Source organism: Roseovarius sp. M141, from assembly GCF_024355225.1.
Lineage (GTDB): Bacteria > Pseudomonadota > Alphaproteobacteria > Rhodobacterales > Rhodobacteraceae > Roseovarius.
In genome coordinates this window covers 1-23301 of the sequence record NZ_VCNH01000007.1, presented here as the reverse complement: position 1 = coordinate 23301, position 23301 = coordinate 1, and the positions used below count along the sequence as shown (strand labels likewise).

General features: G+C 56.2%; 26 protein-coding genes and 5 pseudogenes. 23 read left to right on the top strand and 8 right to left on the bottom strand.

The window, feature by feature from the left end:
• Positions 1-88: 88 nt before the first annotated feature.
• Entirely contained in the window at positions 89-373 is a 285-nt protein-coding gene (locus FGD77_RS04060) for a hypothetical protein (protein ID WP_255006595.1), read from the top strand.
• A 499-nt stretch (positions 374-872) separates the two neighbouring features.
• Here FGD77_RS04060 and FGD77_RS22320 read toward each other — a convergent pair whose 3' ends face one another.
• Positions 873-1283 (bottom strand): hypothetical protein, encoded by a 411-nt coding sequence (locus FGD77_RS22320; protein ID WP_369682694.1) that lies wholly within the window; start codon positions 1281-1283, stop codon positions 873-875.
• A 34-nt stretch (positions 1284-1317) separates the two neighbouring features.
• A complete protein-coding gene (locus FGD77_RS22315; RefSeq protein ID WP_369682693.1) occupies positions 1318-1620 on the bottom strand; it encodes a hypothetical protein in 303 nt (100 codons plus the stop codon).
• A 1121-nt stretch (positions 1621-2741) separates the two neighbouring features.
• On the opposite strand from FGD77_RS22315, the gene FGD77_RS04050 reads away from it, so the two are divergent.
• The 13 genes and pseudogenes from FGD77_RS04050 to FGD77_RS04010 all read left to right on the top strand — a co-directional run.
• Positions 2742-2972 carry an HD domain-containing protein gene (locus tag FGD77_RS04050; RefSeq protein WP_255006594.1) on the top strand — a complete coding sequence of 77 codons (231 nt, stop codon included), beginning with the start codon at positions 2742-2744 and terminating at the stop codon, positions 2970-2972.
• Positions 2969-3217: a hypothetical protein gene (locus tag FGD77_RS04045; protein ID WP_255006592.1), complete on the top strand. Its 249-nt coding sequence runs from the start codon at positions 2969-2971 to the stop codon at positions 3215-3217. Before FGD77_RS04050 ends, FGD77_RS04045 begins: the two co-directional genes overlap by 4 nt.
• A gap of 68 nt (positions 3218-3285) precedes the next feature.
• Complete coding sequence (locus tag FGD77_RS22310) at positions 3286-3420, top strand: hypothetical protein (RefSeq protein WP_369682695.1); 135 nt, start codon at positions 3286-3288, stop codon at positions 3418-3420.
• A 783-nt stretch (positions 3421-4203) separates the two neighbouring features.
• Positions 4204-4440, top strand: coding sequence for a hypothetical protein (locus FGD77_RS04040; protein WP_255006591.1), 237 nt, complete (start codon positions 4204-4206; stop codon positions 4438-4440).
• A 1052-nt stretch (positions 4441-5492) separates the two neighbouring features.
• Positions 5493-5642: a hypothetical protein gene (locus tag FGD77_RS22170; RefSeq protein ID WP_303626344.1), complete on the top strand. Its 150-nt coding sequence runs from the start codon at positions 5493-5495 to the stop codon at positions 5640-5642.
• Position 5643: 1 nt separating this feature from the next.
• Positions 5644-5769: an IS66 family insertion sequence element accessory protein TnpB gene (gene tnpB, locus FGD77_RS22165; protein WP_369682692.1), complete on the top strand. Its 126-nt coding sequence runs from the start codon at positions 5644-5646 to the stop codon at positions 5767-5769.
• Entirely contained in the window at positions 5747-5914 is a 168-nt protein-coding gene (gene tnpB, locus FGD77_RS22160) for an IS66 family insertion sequence element accessory protein TnpB (RefSeq protein WP_303626347.1), read from the top strand. The genes tnpB (FGD77_RS22165) and tnpB (FGD77_RS22160) overlap by 23 nt, the downstream gene beginning before the upstream one ends.
• 35 nt (positions 5915-5949) lie before the next feature.
• The gene (locus FGD77_RS04030) at positions 5950-6270 is read left to right on the top strand and encodes a hypothetical protein (protein ID WP_255006596.1); all 321 of its coding nucleotides are present in this window, start codon (positions 5950-5952) and stop codon (positions 6268-6270) included.
• A 161-nt stretch (positions 6271-6431) separates the two neighbouring features.
• On the top strand, positions 6432-6818 hold the full coding sequence (locus FGD77_RS22305) for a recombinase family protein (RefSeq protein ID WP_369682691.1): 387 nt from the start codon (positions 6432-6434) through the stop codon (positions 6816-6818).
• 11 nt (positions 6819-6829) lie between these two features.
• Positions 6830-7168 (top strand): recombinase family protein, encoded by a 339-nt coding sequence (locus FGD77_RS04025; RefSeq protein WP_255006590.1) that lies wholly within the window; start codon positions 6830-6832, stop codon positions 7166-7168.
• A complete protein-coding gene (locus FGD77_RS04020) occupies positions 7125-8360 on the top strand; it encodes a zinc ribbon domain-containing protein (RefSeq protein ID WP_255006589.1) in 1236 nt (411 codons plus the stop codon). Before FGD77_RS04025 ends, FGD77_RS04020 begins: the two co-directional genes overlap by 44 nt.
• A gap of 123 nt (positions 8361-8483) precedes the next feature.
• Positions 8484-10094, top strand: a pseudogene (locus FGD77_RS04015) (IS66 family transposase).
• A gap of 113 nt (positions 10095-10207) precedes the next feature.
• Positions 10208-10369, top strand: a pseudogene (locus tag FGD77_RS04010) (transposase); the annotation flags it as partial.
• Positions 10370-10517: 148 nt separating this feature from the next.
• Here the strand turns inward: FGD77_RS04010 and FGD77_RS04005 are convergent.
• The 6 genes and pseudogenes from FGD77_RS04005 to FGD77_RS03980 all read right to left on the bottom strand — a co-directional run bounded on the left by FGD77_RS04005 (position 10518) and on the right by FGD77_RS03980 (position 16415).
• Positions 10518-11086: pseudogene (locus FGD77_RS04005) on the bottom strand (helix-turn-helix domain-containing protein).
• A gap of 39 nt (positions 11087-11125) precedes the next feature.
• Positions 11126-12169, bottom strand: a pseudogene (gene tdh, locus FGD77_RS04000) (L-threonine 3-dehydrogenase).
• An 8-nt stretch (positions 12170-12177) separates the two neighbouring features.
• The gene (locus FGD77_RS03995; RefSeq protein ID WP_255006586.1) at positions 12178-13380 is read right to left on the bottom strand and encodes a glycine C-acetyltransferase; all 1203 of its coding nucleotides are present in this window, start codon (positions 13378-13380) and stop codon (positions 12178-12180) included.
• Between the two features lie 740 nt (positions 13381-14120).
• Positions 14121-14825, bottom strand: a pseudogene (locus FGD77_RS03990) (IS630 family transposase); the annotation flags it as partial.
• 92 nt (positions 14826-14917) lie between these two features.
• On the bottom strand, positions 14918-15472 hold the full coding sequence (locus FGD77_RS03985; protein WP_255006583.1) for an aminotransferase class I/II-fold pyridoxal phosphate-dependent enzyme: 555 nt from the start codon (positions 15470-15472) through the stop codon (positions 14918-14920).
• Positions 15399-16415 (bottom strand): PLP-dependent aminotransferase family protein, encoded by a 1017-nt coding sequence (locus FGD77_RS03980; protein WP_255006582.1) that lies wholly within the window; start codon positions 16413-16415, stop codon positions 15399-15401. The genes FGD77_RS03985 and FGD77_RS03980 overlap by 74 nt, the downstream gene beginning before the upstream one ends.
• A gap of 152 nt (positions 16416-16567) precedes the next feature.
• On the opposite strand from FGD77_RS03980, the gene FGD77_RS03975 reads away from it, so the two are divergent.
• From FGD77_RS03975 to FGD77_RS03945, 9 genes are all read left to right on the top strand, one after another.
• The gene (locus FGD77_RS03975; protein WP_255006581.1) at positions 16568-17695 is read left to right on the top strand and encodes an extracellular solute-binding protein; all 1128 of its coding nucleotides are present in this window, start codon (positions 16568-16570) and stop codon (positions 17693-17695) included.
• Positions 17696-17768: 73 nt separating this feature from the next.
• Complete coding sequence (locus FGD77_RS03970) at positions 17769-18857, top strand: ABC transporter ATP-binding protein (protein ID WP_255006580.1); 1089 nt, start codon at positions 17769-17771, stop codon at positions 18855-18857.
• Positions 18850-20688: an ABC transporter permease subunit gene (locus FGD77_RS03965; RefSeq protein WP_255006579.1), complete on the top strand. Its 1839-nt coding sequence runs from the start codon at positions 18850-18852 to the stop codon at positions 20686-20688. The genes FGD77_RS03970 and FGD77_RS03965 overlap by 8 nt, the downstream gene beginning before the upstream one ends.
• A gap of 104 nt (positions 20689-20792) precedes the next feature.
• On the top strand, positions 20793-21296 hold the full coding sequence (locus FGD77_RS22300) for a sulfatase-like hydrolase/transferase (RefSeq protein ID WP_369682690.1): 504 nt from the start codon (positions 20793-20795) through the stop codon (positions 21294-21296).
• Positions 21199-21555: a hypothetical protein gene (locus FGD77_RS03960; protein WP_255006578.1), complete on the top strand. Its 357-nt coding sequence runs from the start codon at positions 21199-21201 to the stop codon at positions 21553-21555. The genes FGD77_RS22300 and FGD77_RS03960 overlap by 98 nt, the downstream gene beginning before the upstream one ends.
• Positions 21545-21784, top strand: a complete 240-nt coding sequence (locus FGD77_RS03955) for a sulfatase-like hydrolase/transferase (protein WP_255006576.1) — start codon at positions 21545-21547, stop codon at positions 21782-21784. The genes FGD77_RS03960 and FGD77_RS03955 overlap by 11 nt, the downstream gene beginning before the upstream one ends.
• Entirely contained in the window at positions 21736-22020 is a 285-nt protein-coding gene (locus FGD77_RS22295; protein WP_369682689.1) for a sulfatase/phosphatase domain-containing protein, read from the top strand. The genes FGD77_RS03955 and FGD77_RS22295 overlap by 49 nt, the downstream gene beginning before the upstream one ends.
• A gap of 598 nt (positions 22021-22618) precedes the next feature.
• The gene (locus tag FGD77_RS03950) at positions 22619-22741 is read left to right on the top strand and encodes a hypothetical protein (protein WP_255006574.1); all 123 of its coding nucleotides are present in this window, start codon (positions 22619-22621) and stop codon (positions 22739-22741) included.
• Entirely contained in the window at positions 22738-23088 is a 351-nt protein-coding gene (locus tag FGD77_RS03945; RefSeq protein WP_255006572.1) for an inositol monophosphatase family protein, read from the top strand. Before FGD77_RS03950 ends, FGD77_RS03945 begins: the two co-directional genes overlap by 4 nt.
• The last annotated feature ends 213 nt before the right edge of the window (positions 23089-23301 follow it).

Here is a 23301-nt window from a genome sequence, read left to right as displayed (position 1 = left end):
TTCCTGCCTCGCCAGGCCCGAGATCGCCTCAGTCAATGGTGCGGGATGTTGGCCAAGAACGCCAATCAGATAAGAAAGGAGGTGAGGCATGGCATTGCCACCGGGCGTTGCTTATTTCACATTACACGAAGCCTCGGCCCAATGGGAACGTGTCGTTCTCGCCGACATTGCTGGCTGGGCGTCGGTCGGTCGTTTTAAACACGATCGCTCACGGCCATCGGTGGCTTTTCCCAACGGCCCGCAGCCACTTTCTTCAGGATTTGGGGCTGTACTGGTCACTGACATTCTCCAAATGTTCCTGGCAAAGTTGGTGGAACGGGCCCTCTACCACTCCGTCGGCTTGTCTACGTGGCTACAAGCCAGGCCGATGTGAGTCGTTTCTGCTATCGGAAACACTCCAGAGTGGGATCGAGGTCACGCTGGCGGACCTGTTGGATCATGGCTGAGGACGCCCGCCGTTTCGAAGCGGATTTCGATCTTCTGCGGCGCCCGGCATCGCAATACAGGATCGACCGCGCGCTACGATTGGGATGAGATGTATATCTGCTTCATATTTCGCCGCGTTCATGAACACGGTGTCTTTGAAACACAGGCCATGAGTGGGCTCAGAATGGAGAAGTGCAGGAATGGTTCGTGAAAAGTCAGATAGCGGCGAGGTGCCGTGGATGAGCGGACGATCCGTGGCGCAAACTCACCCCGATTTGGAAAAGCCCGCTGCGCGAGACTTGGTTGATCATATCAAAACACCGAGAGGTACCGGAAGATCATGCGCCGTCTTCTGCTCCCCTCGCCGGAATCATGGACCAGTTTCGGGCTTGGGCCGGAATGCGTCGGCGCACAGCACGACACGCCCGCGCGCAGTGGCGAATCCATCAGATGGGCGTAGCGCTGTGTCGTCTGCGATCCGGCTGTGGCCCAGAAGCTTGCTCGATCATTTTCCAGCGACGCGCCGCCGCTGACCAGCAGTGAAGCGAAGGTGCGGCGTAGATCATGGATGCGCACATCCGGGAATCCCGGACCTGCTTCTGGATATTGGCCCAGAAGCGGCGGATTTCCTTCACGGGCTGGCCCGGAACATCGCCGGGAAAAAAGCAGTTGGCATCCGCGCGGCACCAGTACTGGCGCTGGCGCACGATCGCCGCCGCCTCCGTCCGGAGATTGGAGAGGCGGTGGATCTTGCGCTGCTTGGTCATGCTGGCGGGCTTCGACCAGCTCAGATGCTCAAGGTTGAAGTGTTCCCAAACCGCGCTTGGCGAACCTCGCCGACGCGCGCCGGTCAGCATGCACATCCTGATGATGTCAGCCGCGCGGCGGTCCTCAGCCGTCTCCCAGCGCCTCGGCCAGCTTGCGGATTTCTTCATGGCTCAAAAAGCGCTCGCGTGGGTTTTCGATCCGGCGGCGGAAACCGAGGCCGGATTGTCCTCGCGCCAGCCCCAGCCGACAGCATAGGTGAACATCTTGCGCAGCACCTCGCCGGTCCGGTTGGCGCGCACTGGGGTCGGCTTTTGCCCCCTGCAGCTTCCGCGCCCGGTTGTTCGGCTTGGCTTTCGAAGGTCGGGCGCGACCTACCGCCACCTTGTTCAGCAGCTTTTCCACATCGTAGGGTGTGATCTCTGTCACCAGCCGGTTGCCTCCCAATCCGGAGCCACCAGCTTGGCCAGCATAGATTTCTGGTCGGAGGCGTTGGTGGGCGAGAGGGTGTGGCAGGTGCACTTCCGTGTACCGCCGATCATGTCCTGATGCGCGGCGCATCGCGCCCGGTCTCCTTTTGCCCCAGCGGGTCGGCCCCTGCGTCGATCTCGCGCCGCAGTTCTTTTTGCCCGCCCCGCGCGCCGTGGTCGACCATTCCGGCCAGCGTCCGATGGTCATCCGCCGCTGCCGCCCGGCATGTCGATAATCGATGGTGAAGGCCCGGTTTCCCGAGCGGTAGATGCAGACCGCGAACCCCGCACATCGGTGTCAAAAAATCTGATAGTCCCGCCCCGGCGCTGGCTCGGCCTCGCGCACAGACTTTTCATTCAATCGCACTCGGTTGACCATGCAACTCACCCCTCCAGTCGTCATCACATGACGCGTAGATTCGCGCCGCTAGCAAGCGAAGCATGCCTACTGGGGGTGGCGGGGTGGCGCAGGGTGGCAGTGATGTGACGACGGCGTGCCACCCGGAGATGTCTCTAAGGCTCGATGGCGCAAAAGCCGACATTTGCTGCGTCTGCGAATTTTGGCTTTATCGTATTGGGAAGCAGACGTTTGGCGGTACTTGACCCTCTTAACCCCAGCGAACAGCACCCTTGAGCTCAAAAAAAGTCCAAAAAGCCGCGAAATTAAGTAAAGACCGCGATAAATTGTCTCGATCCCCAACTACCATCAAGGGTTTGAGCGGACTGTTTGAGGAAAGAGTCTTGAGATATTTTGAGGTGCTCGAAAAAGATGCTGTGTAGAAGTTCGGCGGCGCACCAGCAAAATCGACCAATATCGAGAGGTTGTGTGTCGCGTCGTGATTTCCACTAGGGCTTGCAGGCATCACACACAATGCTGTAGCATTGACTTTATAGGCATCCCCTGATTAGAACAATAAGAGAACATTTACAGCGTGGTTATTCAAAGAGTTCGAGACCCCGTCCATAATCTTATTGAGTTTGATACTCGTGATGAGCTTGAGCGCGTCGTATGGAAGTTGCTTCAGAGCAGACCGTTTCAACGGCTGCGTAGAGTAAAGCAGTTGGGCTTCTCCCGAACTTGTGTATTCAGTTGCAACGCATACGCGGTTTGCTCACAGCATCGGCGTGTTTCATACGGCTAGAGAACTTATGGAGATCGTCAGGAAGAAGACAGATGATCAGGGGTCACGTGAGAAAATCGCCTTGGCTGCCGCCATAGTGCATGATGTGGGTCATGGCCCATTCAGCCACGCTTTTGAAACCGTTGGAAAGCGTCTGAAGTTGAAGCTGGCCGATCATGAAGTTAAGTGAGCGATGAGCTTATTCGAAATGGCGAAATTGCTGAAATTCTGAATGCAGATATCATGGATGGTTTCGCATCAAGTGTTGCTAACATGATTAAGAAAGAAGGTAAGATCACGCTTCACAACTCAGTTGTTTCCAGTCAATTTGACGCAGACCGTCTTGATTACATGCAGCGTGATCGGATGATGACAGGAAGTGAACATGCTGCCATTGGATCTGACTTGGTTGTTGGCCAATCTCGACATTGGTGAAGTGACAACTGGCGTTGACGATATGGCTGTTGGTTCAGTACCGACCTTCGTAATCGGCCCGAAAGGCGATACAAGCGGCTGAATCTTATGTTCTGGGGTTATTCCAACTTTACCCGACAATCTATTTTCATAAGACCACACGAGGTGCTGAGAAGTTATTCGCGGAAGTTCTGGTTCGACCTCGTCGAGTTGGTTGGAGATGACGCTGTGGGGAAAACTGGGATTACCTTCGAACCATCCACTGATCAAGTTTTGCCAAGGAACCTGAGAGCCTCGAAACAGCCTTGGCTTTAGACGACACGGCTGTTTGGGGCGCACTTCAGCTTTTTACTTGAAGCAGATGATCCAATCCTCTCGGAGTTTTCAGATCGTCTCCTGAACCGGAAACTTTTCAAATGCTATGACATTCGGGCGGAAATTACCCACAGATGTGACCCCACAATTCGATGGACCTGCAAAAATATAGAGAAAATTGAAAAAATGTTGCGCCTCGGCGGTGGTGAAGCTACAAGAATGGGAAAAAGAAGTAAGAGGCAGTCGTTCCCCGTATCATCACAGATGAGGCCGAACGAAAGCCCTACAAGGCAGGTGGTGGTAGCAATGGCTATACTGAGCAGATCAACGTGCGTACCGATGGTGGCGAGTTGATCGACATCAGGCAACGGTCCGAGATAGTGAAATCTTTGAGTGTTTATAGGCTGACTCGCGCATACTATGATGAATCAGACGCTGAAGCCTTTACAGGTAATAAAAGATATTGTTGAAGGGGAGATCAACTGATGTCCGATATTAGATAGAAGAAGTTACAAATCTCATTCGAGATGCAGGTGGTCGGATCGTAGGTCGGACGCGGTTACAGAAGATTGCGTACCTGCTTACTGCGACGGGTCTCGATGATAGCTTTCGTTTTGCATACAAGCACTACGGCCCTTTCAGTGAAGAGTTGGCTTCATCTGCAAAGTTTGGTGCATTGTTTGGAAACCTCAATGAGCGCCAAGATCAAACGGCATGGGGGTGGGACGTATTCCACGTATACTATTGATAATGTTCAAGAACTTGAACAAGGCAACCCACGCCATAGCCTTGCAACCCTTGCCGCTGCTGCCGACTCGATCGAGTTGGAGCTGGCCGCTACTGCGGTCTTTTTGGCCCACGATGGTTACGATGATCCCGGAATGAAACGGCTCAACGTAAGCCTGAAAAGGCAACAGCCGTGCGCTTAGCTAATGCCAAGGCTCTCTTGGCCAGCCTGTCACAGATAGATGTTCCTACACCGATTCCGCAAACACTGTTGGCGTGATCACACAATCGTCCGAATGGCAGTTCGCGATCGTTAGTAACGGACTCCGTCACTAACGATCGCTTGATTGCATTGGTCGGATATTTTTTCTGTTTCAAAGCCCTTCATCCGCCTCCTTTCAAAGAAACAGACTTACCCCTAGTCGGGAATTTTTCAGTGGGGAGTGGGGAGGTCAAGCGTTTATATGCAGCAATGGTGACCGTGATGAATGGCAGCTCAGGGCCGTTCGCGATCATGATCCAGTGAGATAAGGGATCGGCTACCTCAACGCCACCTCAACCCGCATACACCGTTTTGGCGCGGTCGGTGACGGTGAAACCCGGTCAATGTCGGGTGTCGTCGGAGTAGAAAATGCGCGGAATCAAAGGCTTGGCGCGTAAGTCACTGAAATATCTAAGTTATTGGAATCGCAGATATTTCGGCTCATAACCTGAAGGTCGTAGGTTCAAATCCTACTCCCGCAACCAAAAAACAACGCTAAATCAAAAGCTTAAAGTCCGACCTAATCAGTCGGGCTTTTGCTTGTGCGGTTTACATCAACGCCACATCAACACCGGACCAGAAAAACCGCACCAGCGTGCATAAGCGGGCATTTGCAGGGTAAGGCTCCGGCGGCGGCTTCGTCTGACTTTGGCTACGATCCGATGATAAGTCCGATGTTATGTCCGATTTCATTTACCGCCCTCAAATCGAAGTTCTTCTGCAGCCGATGGCATTCGTCGTCGGCAATGGTCGGATGAGGGCAAGCTCCGGATCGTCGAGGAAAGTTTTGTCGGCCACCGGCAAGTGACAGCTGACGGCGCGGCGGCATGGCATTTGCCGATCACTGTTGACGATCTGGCGGCGACAGTATCGCAACGGTGAGCTTGGTGCGGGCCGCCCGGTATCCTTCGCCCCGGTGACCGTCACGAAGGGTGTCCCTGCCTCTCAAACGGGGCCGGTTGATCCCCCCCTGATCTTCCACGGAACTCTCAGGTGGAGATAGCCCTGCCGAATGGCCGTCGGCTTGTCGTGCCCACCGGGGTCGAGCCGGAAGGCGCTTGCGCGGATCCTGTCAGTGGTGGACGGGCAATGATCGCGTTTCCGGCAGGCGTGAAGGTCTGGATCGCCGCATGGCGTGACTGACATGCGGCGGGGCATGAACACGCTGGCATTGCAGGTGCAGCAAGGTCTCGGGCGTGATCCGCATGCGGGAGAGATATTTTGCTTCCGCGTACCGCAAAGGCGATCTGGTCAAGATTTTATGGCATGAGGGGGTCGGCACATCACTCTATCTGAAACGTCTCGAGGCAGGCAAGTTCATCTGGCCGGTGAGCCGCACGGGCGACGCAGTCCAGTCTCCGCAGCCCAGCTCGGTTATCTTCTCGAAGGTGTTTGGGGATACCCCCCTTTGGTGATGCTGACGAATCTTTTCCAGAGGAGGTTCAGGTCCTTGATCCGCGCCATCCGCTCTTTGGGCGCAGGTTCCGGTGTTCTTGGCCGATCGTTGTTTCGCAGGGGCAGTTCTTCGCCCTTCTACGAGGTTGCGTATCGCGATGGCGTGACACTGAATGTGCCGGTGGCGGTGACCGAGCCGTGTGTTTTGCTGACTTCTCCTACCAAACTGAGCGTGGAAGCTTTGCTGGAGCTACTAAATGTGGTAAGTTTAGATCATGAGCACGGCACCCGAAGATCTTTGGACGATGCTGCCGGTGACGCTGAGGCGCCAGATCGTCGACGACATAGCCGTGGTTCTGGCGGAGGTCTTTCGTGATGTCCGAGTTGATCCAACTGACGCATCTGGAAGCGCAAGGCCGTCGTCTACATCCGACAATCGACGCCGCATCAGGTCGTGAGCAACCAAGAGAGCCTGCGGCTGCAATACGCGCTCAGCCAACGCGCCCACGATCTTGATGGCATGAAGCTGACATTGACGTGATCGACGCCGATCTCGGTCTGAGCGGCGCCTCTACCGCACATCGCAGCGGGTTCCAGGAACTTGTCGGTCGGGTCGGGCTCAGCGAAGTGGGAATGATCCTGTCCGTCGACGTGACGCGGCTCGCGCGCAACTGCTCGGATTGGTATCCTCTTCTGGACATCTGTGGGCTGCGGGGGTGTCTGATCGCCGATCGCGACGGCGTCTATGACCCCCGGCAGTGCCAACGGACGCCTTCTGCTTGGCCTCAAGGGCACCATATCCGAACTCGAGCTGCATACGATCCGCAGCCGCCTGACGACCGGCTCGATCGCCAAGGCACAGCGCGGGGAGCTCGCCCCTCACCTTGCCGGTCGGCCTCGTACGGGATGCCGGTGTCGTGCTGAAGGATCCCGATATGGGTGTTCAGGACCGGCTTGGTCTTGTGTTCGAACTCTTTCTGAAGCTGCGCAGCATCGCCAAGGTGATGCGCATGCTGAATGCTCGCGGTCTCGATCTGCCACGCAGGGACCGGCACGGCGAGTTGCACTGGGCTCGCGCGACGGTTTCCGCGGTCGCTGCGATCCTGAAGAATCCCGCTTACGCAGGCGCTTTCGTCTATGGCCGAACCCGCATGAGGGACACGACCCCGGACGGTCGGTCTCCGGCAAAAGCGAAAAGTGGCGAGACCTCTCGAGGAATGGCGTATTGTCGTGAAGGACCGGTATCCGGCCTATATCGATTGGCCGACCTATGAGAAGATCCGCAGCATCGTGAGCGACAACCGGGCCGAATACATGCGCACCAAGACAAGAGGCATCCCCCGCGACGGCGACCTTCTCTTGCATGGCATCGTGTGGTGCGGACGGTGCGGCCACAAGATGTATGTTCGATACAAGGGCGGCGGAGAGTATGTCCGCAACCACTTGCGCACCCACTCCGGGTTGCCCACTTGCCAGCATATCCGGGCCGAGGCAGTGGACGCCGCTGTTGCCGACGCATTCCTGACCGCGCTGGCCCCCGCGGAACTCGATGCTCTGTCACGCGCCCGCCGGGCCCAGAGCAAGGTCGACGGAGCCTTGCGCGCAAACGCCGAACGCGAGGTCGAGCGCACACGCTATGCAGCGGCTTTGGCACAGCGGCAGTACAATCGCGTCGATCCTGACAACCGTCTCGTGGCCGCCGAACTTGAACGCCGCTGGGAAAGCGCGCTGATGGAGGCTCGGGCGGCGGAGGCGGCGCTGGCCGAGCAATCCGCACAGCAACCGACCGCGCCTCTGGCAATGGGGAAGGCTTTCACCGGCAAGGTGGTGGCCTTGGCGGGACGTCTGCCGCAAATCTGGGCGGATCCCGCCACCACTGACGCGCATCGCAAGTCGCTCCCTGCGCTGCCCGGTGGACAAGGTGGTGCTCGACCGGACGTCCGAGCGCGCGCTGGTCCGCATCGTATGGCGCGGCGGGGCGGTGACCGACCTCGATGTCAAAATGCGGGTCACGGCGATCGCAAAAACTCGCTCGGGGTGGCGAAATGCGGGCGCGCCTGCTCGACCTGGCGAAAGAAGGCAGGCCCGACAATGAAATTGCTCGCCTTCTCACCGAAGAGGGTCACGGATCGGCCAACTGTGCCGACATGGTTCTTCCCGTCACCGTGCAACGTATCCGGCTGGCCGAAGGCATCAAGGCGCCCCCCTTCCCGCAGGCGGTGGGAGCACGATCCCGGCTTCCTGAGCACAACGGAGCTCGCTGCCAAGTTGGGGATTCCGGTCAACTGGCTCTACGTCCAGATCAAGAAGAAGCGTCTGCTCATCGAACCTCAGCCAACCGGTGCCTATCTGTTTCCCGACACGTCAGTCGTGTTGGACGGAGTGCAGAACCTACGAAATCACGTGATCGGCGAACTGGATTTGAGAATCTGTCAGCCTGACAATGGGGGGTATCAACATGGGTGATCGCTGGAAGGAATTGACTGGCGCAATCCGCGCTGGACGCAACGCCCTGAAAAGGTTGGATAAATAGCGCTCATAGTCCTGTTTTGCATGGGCATTTCCGAACCGGCATGGTAGATTGTGACCATGTCAGATGCCGCCTCCGAACTCGAGAAACTGCGCGCCGAATTGGCCGCCACGAAGGCCCAGCTTGCCCGTTCGAACGCTGTTGTGTCGGCCTCCGAGGCGCTGATCGCCGGCCTGAAGCTTGAGATCGCCATGCTCAAGCGCGACAAGTATGGCCGCAGCGCCGAACGCACCGCCCGGCTGATCGACCAGCTCGAGTTGCAGCTCGAGGAACTGGAAACCGCTGCGGCGGAGGATGCCATCCGCGCCGAGCAGGCGGCGGAGAAGACGAAGGTTGCAGGCTTCGAGCGGCGCAAGCCGGTGAAGAAGCCGTTCCCCGAGCATCTGCCGCGCGAACGGGTCGTGGTCGAGGCCCCCTCAAACTGCGCGTGCTGCGGATCCGAACGGATCGTGAAGATGGGCGAGGATGTCACCGACACGCTGGAGGTGGTGCCGCGGCAGTGGAAGGTGGTCCAAACCGTCCGCGAGAAGTTCACGTGTCGCGATTGCGAGAAGATCAGCCAGCCTCCGGCCCCGTTCCACCCGATCCCGCGCGGCTGGGCAGGCCCCAGCCTGCTTGCCATGATCGTGTTCGAGAAGTTCGGCCAGCACCAGCCCCTGAACCGCCAAAGCCGACCGCTATGCCCGCGAAGGCGTCGAGTTGAGCCTGTCCAGGCTCGCCGACCAGGTGGGCGCGGTGACCGAGTTGTTGACACCGCTGAACGCGCTGATCGAGGCGCATGTGTTCGCCGCCGCACGGCTGCATGGCGATGATACGACAGTGCCGCTGCTCGCCCGCGGCGGCACGAAGACCGCGCGGCTCTGGACCTATGTGCGCGATGACCGCACCTTCGGCGGCACCGCCCCGCTTACGGTGGTCTTCCGCTTCTCCCGCGATCGGGGCGGCGAGCATCCGACCGGGCATCTCAAGGGATGGCAGGGCATCCTGCAAGCTGATGCCTATGCCGGATACAACCAGCTTTACGACCCGAAGCGAGTGCCGGGGCCCGTTGCTTCGGCCCTGTGTTGGGCACATGCCCGCCGCAAGTTCTTCCGAACTCGCGGATGCCGAGAAGAACATTCGCAAGGGCAAGAACGCCAAGGAGATCTCGCCGATCGCGTTCGAGGCGGTGAAGCGCATCGACGCCCTGTTCGAGATCGAGCGCGACATCAACGGCAAATCCCCCGCCGCCCGCCTCGAGGTGCGACAACGCCAGTCGGTCCCGCTGGTCGCCGATCTGGAGCGTTGGCTGCGCGAAGAACGTGCGCTGCTCTCGAAGCACGCCAAGGTCGCCAAGGCGATCGACTACCTGCTGTCGCCGAAGCACTGGTCAGGATTCACCGCGTTCCTCGAAGATGGCCGCATCTGCCTGACCAACAATGCCGCCGAAAGATCGCTGCGCGGTGTGGCCCTCGGAAGAAAATCATGGCTCTTCGCAGGGTCCGAGCGTGGCGGGCAGCGCGCCGCCGCCATGTATTCCCCTGATCGGCACGGCCAAACTGAACGGTATCGATCCGCAGGCCTGGCTCGCCGACGTCATCGCCCGCATCTCCGACATGCCGGTCTCACGCCTGCACGAGCTTCTGCCTTGGGAATGGGACGGAGCAACGCAACACGTCAAGGCAGCCTGACCGCGGTACACAGCGGATGCTTACGCGACGACCGCGGAGAGAACCCAAGAGCCCGGCACGCATGATGGACTGCAACAAGGATCAGAACTTGACGGAGGCGATTAGGAGAACGGGTTGGGACACAACCCAACAAGAAAGCCACGAATATCTCGGTGCTGGCGGCCATAGGCGTGCGCTGGGACGGGCAGAAGGTGCTGCTTCCAATCATGAATATGGGCCGCGAGAGTAAAGCTGCCTGGACCGAATTTCTCGGCGATCTCGATGCGCAAAAGTTATTCGCAATTCATAGCCACCCTTGATGGCCAATCAAAGCGATTTATGGCATGCTACGTCCTGCTTGGATAAACCCGACTGCGAAGATTTGTTCAGACAATAGGCTTGAATGCGCCGCAATCCATGTGGGTAACAAAATTCACTCCTCCTTTACGAACCTTCGACGATTAAGATAGCACGCGCGGGCCGGTCTTTAGCCTGAATTGAATGTGGTCGGTCCGCCGCATATCGGATTGTATCCCCCCGCACCCAGTGTCTCTTTGGCTCTATCCGATGTGGCAATAAGTTCTCCACTGAAAACCGCGAGGTTCTCAACACAGCCAGAACGATGCGGATCGCTTTCCAAGATGCCATTTGCCTCAAATTCGAGGTCATAGATTTCAGTAAGTCCGACGCTTTCGGGAGCGCTGAGAATTCTTATTTTTACAGCCGGTTCCGCGGGAATTAATTATCGGAACCTTTTCCGCCCGGACCACTTCTTTGATGGGGTCTTCCTCGGTAGTGCCGTCGTCCAGAAGGCCCGAGAAATCCATACCGAGCGCCTGTGTAAGGTTCCACAGACTGGCGACAGTCGGGCTGCTTTCTTGACGCTCGATTTGCGACAGCATTGATTTGGATACGCCGGAAAGCTTTGCGAGTGAATCAAGGCTCAGTCCACGCGATTTTCGGGCTTCCTTAAGTCTTGTCGCCAACCGTTCGTTTATCTTTTGGTTTGCCAATGTCTTCTCCACCTTGGTGTAGTCGCTTCTACACCTTGCTCACGTAGATGAGTTCAGCTTGTTCCAATCAAGCACAACTTTGCCACTTAGTCCAGATCGCATCACTTCAAACCCGATGCAAAAATCATCCACATCAAAACCGGTGGGTGATCACATCACGCACGTTCAATCCGTTTTGCAGCATGGCGATCATTTTATACCATGTTTCAAAAATCTCGCACTGTAGACGCCTTTGAGGGTAATGGCCTTGAATACAATTCGCGACCAATCCACAGGCGATTTTCCAGGGGTAATGCCCAGTAACGCGATGCGTCCGCCCATCACCAGATTTTCCACCATCTGATCCAGCGCCATCTGGTTCCCGGACATCTCTAACCCCACGTCAAAACCTTGGGACATCTTCAACGCGCCCTCGACCTCGCGTAGCTCCTGTTTTGCGACATTTACTGGAAACAAATCGACCACGCGTGCCGCAAGATCGAGCCGGTCCTGATTGACGTCGGTAATCACCACATGACGTGCTCCAACGTGACGAGCAACAGCCGCAGCCATGATCCCAATCGGGCCAGCGCCAGTGACCAATACGTCCTCACCAACCAGATCAAAGGACAGCGCGGTGTGAACAGCGTTGCCCAACGGATCCAGAATCGCACCAATGTCGTCGTCAATTTCATCCGGCAGCGGCATTACGTTAAACGCAGGTAGGCGTAGGTATTCCGCAAATGCGCCCTGCTCATTCACGCCTATACCTCTGGTTTCCGGATCAAGATGAAACTTGCCCGCACGAGACTGGCGGGACTTTTTGCCAATCAAGTGGCCCTCGCCCGAACAGCGCTGACCTATCGTCAGATCGTCGACATTTTTGCCGAGCTCGACAATCTCACCCGCAAATTCATGGCCGGTTATCAATGGCACAGGGACCGTCTTCTGCGCCCAGTCGTCCCAGTTCCAGATATGAACATCGGTACCGCAGATGCCGGTTTTGTTGATCCGTATCAGCACATCGTACGCGCCAATTTCTGGCACTGGCGCGCGCTCCATCGACAGACCTACCTCTGCCCGGGCTTTAACCAGCGCTTTCATTTGATTGCTCATGATATTGCCCCCACTGCACGTCCGGCTTTGGCAAAACCATCCAGTGCAAAATCTAAATCTGTCTTGGTTAAGGCAGCATTCATTTGTGTTCTGATCCGCGCCGCGCCTTTTGGCACAACAGGAAAGAAGAACCCGGCAACATAGACGCCGTGATCAAACAGCTTTGTCGCCATTTGTTGTGACAGCCGCGCATCCCCTAACATGACGGGCACAATAGGGTGCTCACCATCCAGCAGATCAAAGCCCAGTGATGCAAGCCCGTCGCGCCAGTATTTGGTGTTCTCAAACAGTTGCCAACGCAGATCGTCCCCTGCCTCCACCAAATCAAGCGCAGCAAGAGCGGCGATCACCATAGCAGGGGGCAGTGAATTTGAAAACAGATAAGGTCGCGCGCGCTGACGCAGCAGATCAATCACGGCCTGTGGTCCGGCGATATAACCGCCTATGGCCCCACCAAGTGCCTTGCCAAAGGTACCGGTCAATATGTCTACATCGACACCGTAATGCGCTGCCATGCCACGCCCCTGTGGCCCCATGAATCCGGTGGCGTGGCAATCATCAACCATCACCAGCGCGGCATATTTTTGCGCCAGATTGGTGACATCCGGCAGGTTTGCCAGATAGCCATCCATCGAAAACACACCATCCGTCGCAATCATGATATGGCGCGCGCCGCTATTACGCGCTTCTTTCAGCTTTGCCTCAAGATCGTCCATATCGGAATTTGAGTAGCGATAGCGACGTGCTTTGCACAAACGAATGCCGTCGATAATTGACGCATGGTTTAATGCGTCAGAAATAATTGCATCCTCGGGTCCTAAAAGTGGCTCAAACACGGCAGCATTCGCATCAAAACAAGCAGCAAACAGGATGGAATCCTCCTTGCCCAGAAACGCCGCCAACCGTTGTTCAAGCTGTCGGTGTATATCTTGTGTGCCACAGATAAATCGCACTGACGCCATGCCAAACCCATGGGCGTCGTAGCTATCCTTCGCCACTGCGATCAACGCCGGATGATCGGCAAGCCCAAGGTAGTTATTGGCACAGAGGTTCACCACATTTTCGCGTTGCTGGCCCGCATGTTCAACAGTAATCCGCCCGCCCTGCGGCGAGGTGATCAAACGCTCTCGTTTCATCATGCCTTCAGCCTCGATCGAGGCGAGTGTTTCGCTTATCTGGGTTAAGAAGGCAGCAGTCATCATCATCTCCTACTGGAATAGGGACGCTATAGCGGAAAAAAATCCGTAATCAAGGATTTTTCTTGACTCTCCCTATTCTCACTGGATAAGTGTTCGACATTCGGGTTGTGCCGGTTTGATTGGCGCACTGCGGGTGTGAAACCAATGCAATCAAGGCTAACCACCCTGATTTCGTTCTTCCCTCCACAGAGGTATCAGGAGGCAAAATGCTCACAAATACAGATCAGTATGAAGAACTTGCGGTGATGCTTCCCAATCACTTTATATCCCTTTGATGTGACTGTTGAAGCTACCGACATGTGGAATGTTCTGTCGCGATGCGCCCTGGAATTTGCATCACATGATATGCAGTTACTCAAAGTCTCGCGTGTTCATGATAGCGCAGTTTATTTTCGGTTGGATTGCCGACGGTATTCAGATATCGCCCGGCTGGAAGCGGCGCTGAAGTTGCCTGATGCGCCTAAGGCTCTAAAGTGGGAAATCACCATTGGACGCCGAAAATAGACAGGGGTTGTCTAACAGGCTGCTGAAAAACGATTTTGGCGGACCTGTCTCGTCCACTTGATCAATGAATGCCACGATGGCTTTTCGTCAGCTCAACGAGAGAGCCCGAAAAACCTGCCTATTTCGGCACAAGGCTTGCGATGGCGGACTTTTTTCAGCAGCCTGCTAATAGGGCACCGCTCGTCAAGCCTGCAGAGTTCATGACACTCCCCAAGAAGCGCAAGAACTCTTTTGGCCCGGTGGCGCGGCAGGCATTCGCCGATGACCATGCCCGACTTTACGTCGAGTGCCGCGAACAGCGTGGTTGTCCCGTGGCGCTTGTAATCATGCGTCATCGTGGCCGCACGACCCTTCTTGAGCGGCAGTCCCGGCTGGGTCCTGTCGAGCGCCTGGATCTGCTACTTCTCATCAACGCAAAGCACGACGGCCCGCTCGGGCGGATCAAGGTAAAAGCCCGACGATATCGGTGACCTTCTCCTCGAACATCGGGTCGTTCGAAACCTTGAACCCATGCGTCAGGTGCGGCTTCAGCCCTGCTTCCGCCCAGATGCGCCCCACGCTTGAAGGCGAAATGCCCACGGCCTCGGCCATCAACGCGCGGCTCCAATGGGTGGCATTCGGTGGTGTCTCCTGCACCGTCTTGGCAATCACATTGATACGCGTTGCCCGTGGCAGCGGGGGGGGACCCCTGAGGGGCGGGTCTTGTCTCGCCTGAGGCCGTCCACGCCTTCGTCAAGGTAACGCGCCTGCCAGCGCCAAACGGTGGGCTTCGACGTGTTCGCGCGTCGCATGATCTCGTTGGCCCCGCAGTCGTCTGCCGTCGCCAGCACGATCTCGGCACGCCAGACCAGCTTGCGGGCAGTGTTTCGGCAGGCAATCACGGCTTGAAGCTGGGCGCGGTCGGCGGGGCTCAGATACAAGCAGATGTCATCTCGTCTCATGCCGATACTATGGCACGCTAAAAAAAGAATGGGAATCGTCTGTCAGGTGGGGAACACTACGTCTAGTCATCTGGAACTGTAATTCGTATCATTTATCCGAGTCCGGATTGCTCCAAAACGCGGGCGAGGATGAGTAAGTTTTCGTCGAGCTCGGCTTCTTTCACGCTGGCAAACCCCAGAAGCAAACCGCTTCGGCTTGACGAACGTTCTCGGAAAAGGGAAATGGGAAACGAAGTAACACCAGCCTCACGCCCCCGTTCGGATATTTCTGCGTCATCCGTACCCGGAGGTAACCAGCCGATTGCGTTCATGCCGCTGTCAGGAATTTCCATATCCAGCAGGCCGGGCAGTATTTGGGCGGCCCTCTCGGTGAATAGTTTCCGACGGGCGCCGTAGACATTTTGCATCTGTCTGATATGCGCAGAGAAATACCCTTCATCAATAAAATGGGCCAACGTTTCCTGATCTAATACTGAAGTACTACGGGCGAATGATGCGATGGCAGACCGGAAGGTGCCAACAAGTGATTCCGGCAACACAAAATAACCGATGCGCATCGACGGAAACATGGATTTACTGAAAGTACCGATGTAAATAACGCTGTTGGTGGAATCGATACTGCGCATCGCGGCAAGGGGGGCGACCATTGTAGCGGAACTCGCTGTCATAATCGTCTTCGATAATCCAGGCACCGTTCTGTTGCGCCCATCTGAGCATGCTTAGCCGCTTCGCAAGGCTTAACGTGACACCCAAGGGGTGATGGCGCGAGGGCATAGTGATTGCGAGGCGTGCATCGTTGTGGTCTCTGATCCCGGTACCCACATCCATTCCGTCTGGCTCAACATCAAGATTGGAAATGGTACGGTTAAGTGCCTTCAAAGTCAGACGCACACCGTCTGGCCCGGGATCTTCGAGCCAAACCTTGTCACCCGGGTTGCTGAGCAAGGTCACTGCCAGATGCAACGCAAATGTGGCCCCTGGCACAATCAGAATTTGGTCGGGGTCACAAACGTCTCCGCGGTGGACGGCCAAATACTGAGTTATACTGGTGCGCAGGGCCAGACTACCCGCCGAATCTTCATACCCAAGCATGTTTGGTTTAGACTGCTTAATGCACCTATTCCGGAGTTTCTGCCATTGCTCAAACGGAAACAGATCATAGGCTGGAACGTTTGGAAGAAATGCAGAATATTGAGTGCGGTAAGAGTGAGATGTTAACTTAGCAAACTGCGCCCCAACGTCTGACAGCGGCTTTGGAGCGGACACCTTGCTGGAACGGGCGTCAGGGTACTGTACGGTTGGTTCTGGCAGGTGATCGGGCAGCATTTTTGGAACAAATGTCCCGGCACCATGGCGAGATTCGAGAAACCCTTCAAACGTTAGGTATTCATAGGCTTGGATGATCGTCGGACGCGAAACTTTAAGCTCGCGCGCCAGTGCCCGAGACGAAGGAAGCTGCATATTTGGCTTCAAAGTACCTGCCAATACCGCTGTGCGAATCTGATCTTCAATTTGCCGGTAGATCGGCGTTGAAGCGGAATTTTCGACTTTTAGAAGCGGTAACGCTACGCCTTTTTCTAACCTGGACATCGGAAACCTCCAAACGTGCCACGCTACCTATACCTGAAAGTGGTATGGTTAGAAAGCGTAAACTGGATAGCAACGGTTTAACCAGTTTGACGCAAGCTGCATGTCAAGAAAAGCATGTCTTGCAGCCATCAACACACATAAGGAGGAGCATCATGGCGACGGAAAATACGATTGGTCGGCGTACACTATTGAAGGGAGCTTTGGCTAGCGGATTGGCGACCCCGTTCTTGGCGCGTCAAGCGTTTGCATCGTCTGGCGAGATCAAGGTGTTTTCGTGGGGCGGCTATATCCAGCCCAACATGATCGAGGCTTTCGAGAAGAAAACCGGCACAACAGTCAATCTTTCGACCTATGGCTCTAACGAGGAGGCCAACAGCAAGCTGCGCGCCGCCGGAGGCGAAGGGTTCGACTTGATCTTCCCGTCGGTTGATAACCGCCCGGATTATGATGACGGCAATCTGCTTCAGGAGATCGACGAGAGCCGGATCGACACCGATCAGGTCCAGACGGCGCTCTGGCGCAATTCGCTGCGGCTCGGGGCGTCGCATCGCGGCAAGCGTTATCTTGTCCCCTTCAACTGGGGCACCGAGGGCATCACCTACGACAGCTCGGTTCATGACTTTGAGCCAGGACAGGTCTCTTACGGTGACCTGTGGAAAGACGGGCTGGATGGCCAAGTAGCCGTAAGGCAAAAATCGGTGTTGATCGCCATTGCGCTCTACCTCGATGCTACAGGCGAACTGCCGTCGGATCGTGGCATGGACCTCTACAAGTCCGAGGCTGACACGCGCCGCATCTTTGACGCCTGCGTGGACTTTGCCGCCAAGCACAAGAAAAACATCGGCGCCTATTGGAACAACGCGACCGAGGCGACTGGCGTCTTCACTGACGCGGGTTGCACGATCGGCCAGACTTGGGACACCACTGGCATCCGGCTTCATATCGATGTCGATCCCAAGTGGCGCTATGCAGTACCCAAGGAAGGCGGGCTTGGATGGATGGACACCGTCGGGATTCCGTCGGGGGCCGAGAACGTCGACGGCGCGTATGAATTCATCAACTTTCTACTGTCGCCCGAAATCGGCGCGATGCATGCCAACAATACCGGCTACAATACCGCCGCGGCGGGGGCGACCAAATACCTGTCGGAGGCCAACCGCGAAGCCTTCGACTTCGCCTATCCGGAGGGTGCGATCGATAACCTGTGGTGGTGGCCGGTCTTCACCCCGTGGTTCTCGGAAGTACGCCAGGAATACGTAGAAAAGCTGACCAACGCATAATCCCTCATGCAAGGGCGGGCGCGGACAGATCATTGCCCGTGCCCTTTCCATTCTCCGAAAGGACTTTTTTCATATGCGCGGCAAGGATATCATCCTGGAAAAGGCGTCGGTGACGTTTGGAGCTTTCACCGCGGTCCATCCGCTCGACCTAAAAATCGAGGCCGGCGAGTTCTTTTCGATCCTCGGCCCCTCGGGCTGTGGCAAGACGACGCTGCTTCGGATGCTCTCGGGCTTTTTGCAGCAAAGCACCGGTGATGTGATGATCGGGGGCGAGGTGATGAACGGTATCGGACCAAGTGCAAGGCCGACATCGCTGATCTTTCAGAACCTGGCACTGTTTCCGCTGATGACGGTCTGGGAGAACGTCGCTTTCGGGCTGGAAATGCGCGGCTGGGCCAAAGGTAAGCGCAAGGCACGCGCGCTGGAATTGCTGCAAACCGTCGCCCTGTCAGAGCAGAGCGAGAAAACGCCAGGCCAGCTCTCGGGTGGGCAGCGCCAGCGCGTTGCCATCGCGCGTGCCCTCGCGGTCGAGCCGGCGGTTCTGCTGTTGGATGAGCCGCTCTCGGCGCTCGACCTGAAGCTGCGCCAACACATGCGCGCCGAGCTCAAACAGCTCCAAAAGGCGACCGGCATTACCTTCGTCTATATCACCCACGACCAAGGTGAAGCGCTGACCATGTCCGACCGCATCGCCGTGATGAAGGAGGGCCGGATTGAGCAGGTTGGCACCGCCGATCATGTCTACAGCGATCCGGCCAATCCCTTCGTCGCCAGCTTTGTGGGTGAGAACAACATCCTGCGCGGGAAAATCGCGGGAACGGAGGGCGACATGGCGCTACTGGATGCGGCCCAGGGCCGGTTCCGCGCGGCCAATCCGCACAGCCTCACTACTGGAGACCGCGCCATGCTGTTCGTGCGCCCCGAGCGTGTTGAGATAGCGCAGAACGGCGCGCAGCAGCAGAACGCCATGAGCGCCCGCTTCCTGCGCCGCGATCTGGAAGGGCCGTTCTCCAACCTGCACGTCACATGCGAGGGCGTGGAATTTTCGATCCATCAAACCAACGTACGGACCACCGATTATGCGCCGGACGAGACCCTGACCATACACTTCGCGCCTGAAGCCGCGGTCGTCATGGCAGAAGGGACGCTGAGCGATGACTAACCTGCTGCGCGCGTTCGGTGGGCCGTTGACGGCCTTGATCCTGCTCCTGGTCGGAACCTGGATCATCGGCATGATCGCCGGCCCACAGCTGATCATGATGGAGCGCTCGCTCTGGACCATGGAGCGGCCCGAGGGCGGGGCGGAACTGTCAGTCAAGATCGACCGTCTCTACAACAGGATCGACCTTCTGACCTTCGATAAGATGGACGTCGAAGAAGAGTCCCAATCGTCCGAGCGCGATGAAAAACTGGCGGAGTTCGACGACGAGATCGCGGCGCTGAACGACGAGATCGCCGAATTGGAGGCGGTCGAAACGAAACCGCGCAAGGTCTACACGCTCGAGAATTACCGCCTGATGGGCTCAGCGCATCTGTCGATCTTCATCAAGACGGTGCTGGCGTCGCTCGGAGTCACGGTGATCGGTTTCATTGTCTGTTATCCAATCGCCTACACCGTGGCGAAACTGTCGACGCCTGGCCAAGCGGCGATGATCCTGCTAGCGCTGACGATCCCCTACGCGATCAACGAGTTGCTGCGCATCTTCGCCTGGCAGATGATCCTCAACTACAACGGCTCCGCCAACGCGCTTCTGGGGCTGTTCGGGCTCGACCCGGTGCCGTTTCTCGAAAGCGGATCGGGCGTCTTCATTGCCATGGTCTATGCCTACATCTTGTTCATGGTGTTTCCGATCTACAGCACGATGGAGACGCTCGATAGCAACCAGATCGAGGCGGCCAAGGATCTGGGCGCGGGCGTCTGGAGCGTGCATAGCCGCGTTGTCTTCCCGCATGCGCGCCCTGGTGTGGCGGTGGGTTGCATCATGACCTTCATGTTGTCGGTGGGCTCCTACGCGGTGCCCTACATCATGACGCGCGGCACCGCCGAGCCATGGTTCCACGCAGCTGATCTACAACAAGTTCTTCGAGTCCAACAACTGGAACGTCGGCACCGCCTATGCCGTGACGCTGCTGGTGGTCTGCGTCGTTTTCATCTTCCTGATGATGAAGGTTCTGAAAGTACGTCTACAGGATATCGCGAAATGAGTGGTCAAACCAAAGTGGATATCGGTCGCACCAGCAAGCTGGTTCTGAACGTCTATATGGGTGTGTTTTTTCTCTACATGTTCTTTCCGCTCATTATCATGATGGTTGCCGGCTTCAACGACTATCCGCAGCCCTCGGTCACCGTCTGGCGCGGCTTCACGCTGAAGTGGTTTGGCGCACTGATGCAGGATACGCGAATGTGGACGGGGCTGGCCAATTCGCTGTTCATCGCCGCCTGCGTCATCGTCATCGCCATGCTCCAGGGCCTCGCGGGCGCGCTGCTGATCACGCGGCTGCAGTCGCGGGTCACTGGTCTTCTCTATACGATCATGGTGTCGCCCATCCTGACGCCGGGCATTATCGTCGGTATTTCCACGACGATCTTCTGGCGCGACCTCGGGGTCGGCGGCGGGTTCTTTACCGCGATCCTTGCACAATCAACGTTCATCTCGTCCTTTGCGATGCTGATGTTCATGGCGCGCCTGCAACGTCAAGACATCAGTCTTGAGGAAGCGGCGCTGGACCTCGGCGCGACCCATGCCCAAGCATTCCGACGCATCACCATCCCATTCCTCAAGCCGACAATCGCCACTGCCTCTGTGATCGCCTTTCTGCAGTCGTTTGAGAACTACAACACCACGATCTTTTCCATCGGCGGGGAGCATACGCTGGTCACCGAAATCGGCTCGCGCATGCGCTTCGGCTTGAGCCCGACGATCAACGTGATCGGGATCATCTTCGTCGTACTGACCGTCATTTTTTGCGACCACCTATGTTCTCTTTCGTGAACGCGAACGGCGCAAGGCAGCTGCAATCGAAGTGTAATAGCAAGAAATGGGAATGTTTCCTTTATGAATGTACTGTTTATTACTGCCGATCAATGGCGCGGTGAATGCCTGTCATGTCTGGATCACCCCAGGTCAAGACGCCAAATCTGGATGCCCTTGCGGCAGACGGTATCACGTTCAAGCGGCACTTCGCACAGGCTACGCCTTGCGGGCCGTCACGCGCGTGTCTTTATACCGGGATGTATATGCAAAACCACCGTTCGGTGTTGAACGGTACGCCTATGGATTCCAGACACACCAATGTGGCATTGGAGGCCCGCAAATACGGATATGAGCCGATGCTTTTTGGCTATACAGACACAAGTTTAGATCCCCGAAAGTTCGGGGATGGGAAAACTGTACCGGGTGGATATGAAGGTGTACTGCCCGGTATGGACCCGACGTATGCCCTCACGGGCGATTGGAAACCATGGTTGGACGAGTTGAAGGCAAAGGGGTATGAGGTCCCTGATGATCCGGACGAGATTTTCAAGCCTATACAGGCGACCGAAAGTTCTTGCGGCAAAGGGAAAAACTTTTCACCCCGCCTGTTTCAGAGCAGAGGATAGTAACTCCGCATATCTGACCGACAAGGTGATAGAATATACCACGAAAAATCAATCGTCTGCTTGGTTTGCTCATTTGTCGTTCTTTTCACCGCACCCGCCTTTTATCGCCCCGGAACCCTTCAATGCGATGTATGACGCAGATGAAATGCCCATGCCTATCCGGCAGGTGACGCCAGAGAAGGAATCTGCGCAGCATCCTTGGCTGGCGTACTATTTGTATAATCAAAGCGGTAAGGGCTTTAGTTTTGGTGAACTCTGAGGACAACCTGACAATTTCCGACGAAGACCTGCGTCAGATCAAGGCAACCTACTTTGGAATGATGTCCGAGGTGGATGCACAAATTGGGCGTTTGATAAATCATCTCAAAGAACTGGGCTGTTACGACGACACGCTGATTATTTTCACATCAGATCTGGTGAACATCTTGGAGATCACTGGATGTTTGCGAAATATAGTTATTTCGATCAAACATTCCACATCCCGTTGATTATGCGTGATCCGTCGGAAAAGGCGGACAAGCATCGTGGAGCAGTGATTGAGTCCTTCACTGAAAGTGTGGATATCATGCCGACAATTCTTGATTCAATCGGAGCGGCAACCCCAAACCAATGTGACGGCCACTCTCTGTTACCGTTCTGTCGTGGCCTTGAACCACAACATTGGCGGCAGGAGTATCATGCGGAGTTTGACTTAAGGAGCCCCTACGGGAATGAGGGAAAGTAATCCACTAGAACTGAAATCCAATCAATGCACGGCGAACATTGTTAGTGGCAATCAGTATAAGTATGTTCACTTCACTGCTTTACCGCCGCTCTTTTTCGATCGTGCGGATGATCCGAACGAATTTCGAGATCGCTCGTCGGATTCCTGCTATCGGGACCTGATGATTGAATACGCTAAGCAAGATGTTAAGTTGGCGTATGGAGCACTTTGATCCCGCTCTTACTAACCTGTATCTGGCGGATGACGGAACTGTCCTGCAGAGCAACCGTCCGAGCTCAAGTGGCACAACACTCAAAGATACATCGTTATAACTGTCCAATCGCAACGCGAACTGGATTTGCTTCATGTGCTGAAGCAGTCGGGCGGTTCTGCGCGCGCCACGGTACCAGTCGCATCTGACAGTCGCAATGAGTTCGATCAATGTGGCGGAGACACTGGTCAATATCAATGGCAATCGCGTGCATCTGCTGGGTGGCAAAATGCAAAGTGACAAACGCGCCGTGTTCAGGTTTTGTGACCAATCGGCAGCCTACCAGATAATTCTAAGCATCGCTGGGAAACTGGAATTCAAATCTCGTATTACAAGGAGCCGATGCCGATGCTGACAAATAATGAATATGCCGCTCATGCAGCGAAGATCGCCGAAATAGCAAGCGAAGCAGCCCGTGGCTTTTTCGGGGTCGACTGGGCGTTGAGTTCAAGGCCGATGAAAGCCCGGTGACACAGGCCGATAAAGGGATCGAGGCCGATATTCGTGCCTATCTGGCCGAACATTTCCCGGACAACGGCATTTTTGGCGAAGAGCACGGGATCGAAGGCGGTGACCGTGAGCATCTTTGGGTGATCGATCCAATCGATGGTACACGGTCCTTCCTGTCGGGTAACCCCATGTTCGGCTTTTTGCTGGCCTATTTGAACGGTGGCGTGCCACAGGTGGGCGTGATCGCGATGCCTGCTCTGCATGAAACTTTCATAGGTGTGAAAGGGCAAGGGGCAACGCTGCAGGGTCAACCGATTTCATCCCTCGACACAGACCGCTCTGGACCGGGCGATCCTGTATGTAAATGAAGGCGAAAAATTTATCGCGACTACCCGACGATCTTTGAACCTTTGATACGTGCCGCGGGTGACCCGCCGTTTTTCCCTATGACTGCTATCCGCACGCGCTGGTGGCCGCTGGTCATGTGGACGCAGTGGTCGACTATGATCTTCAGCCCTATGATTATCTCGCCCGTGTCGGTGGTAGTCGAGTTTCAGCCGCAGGCGGCGTCATATCCGATT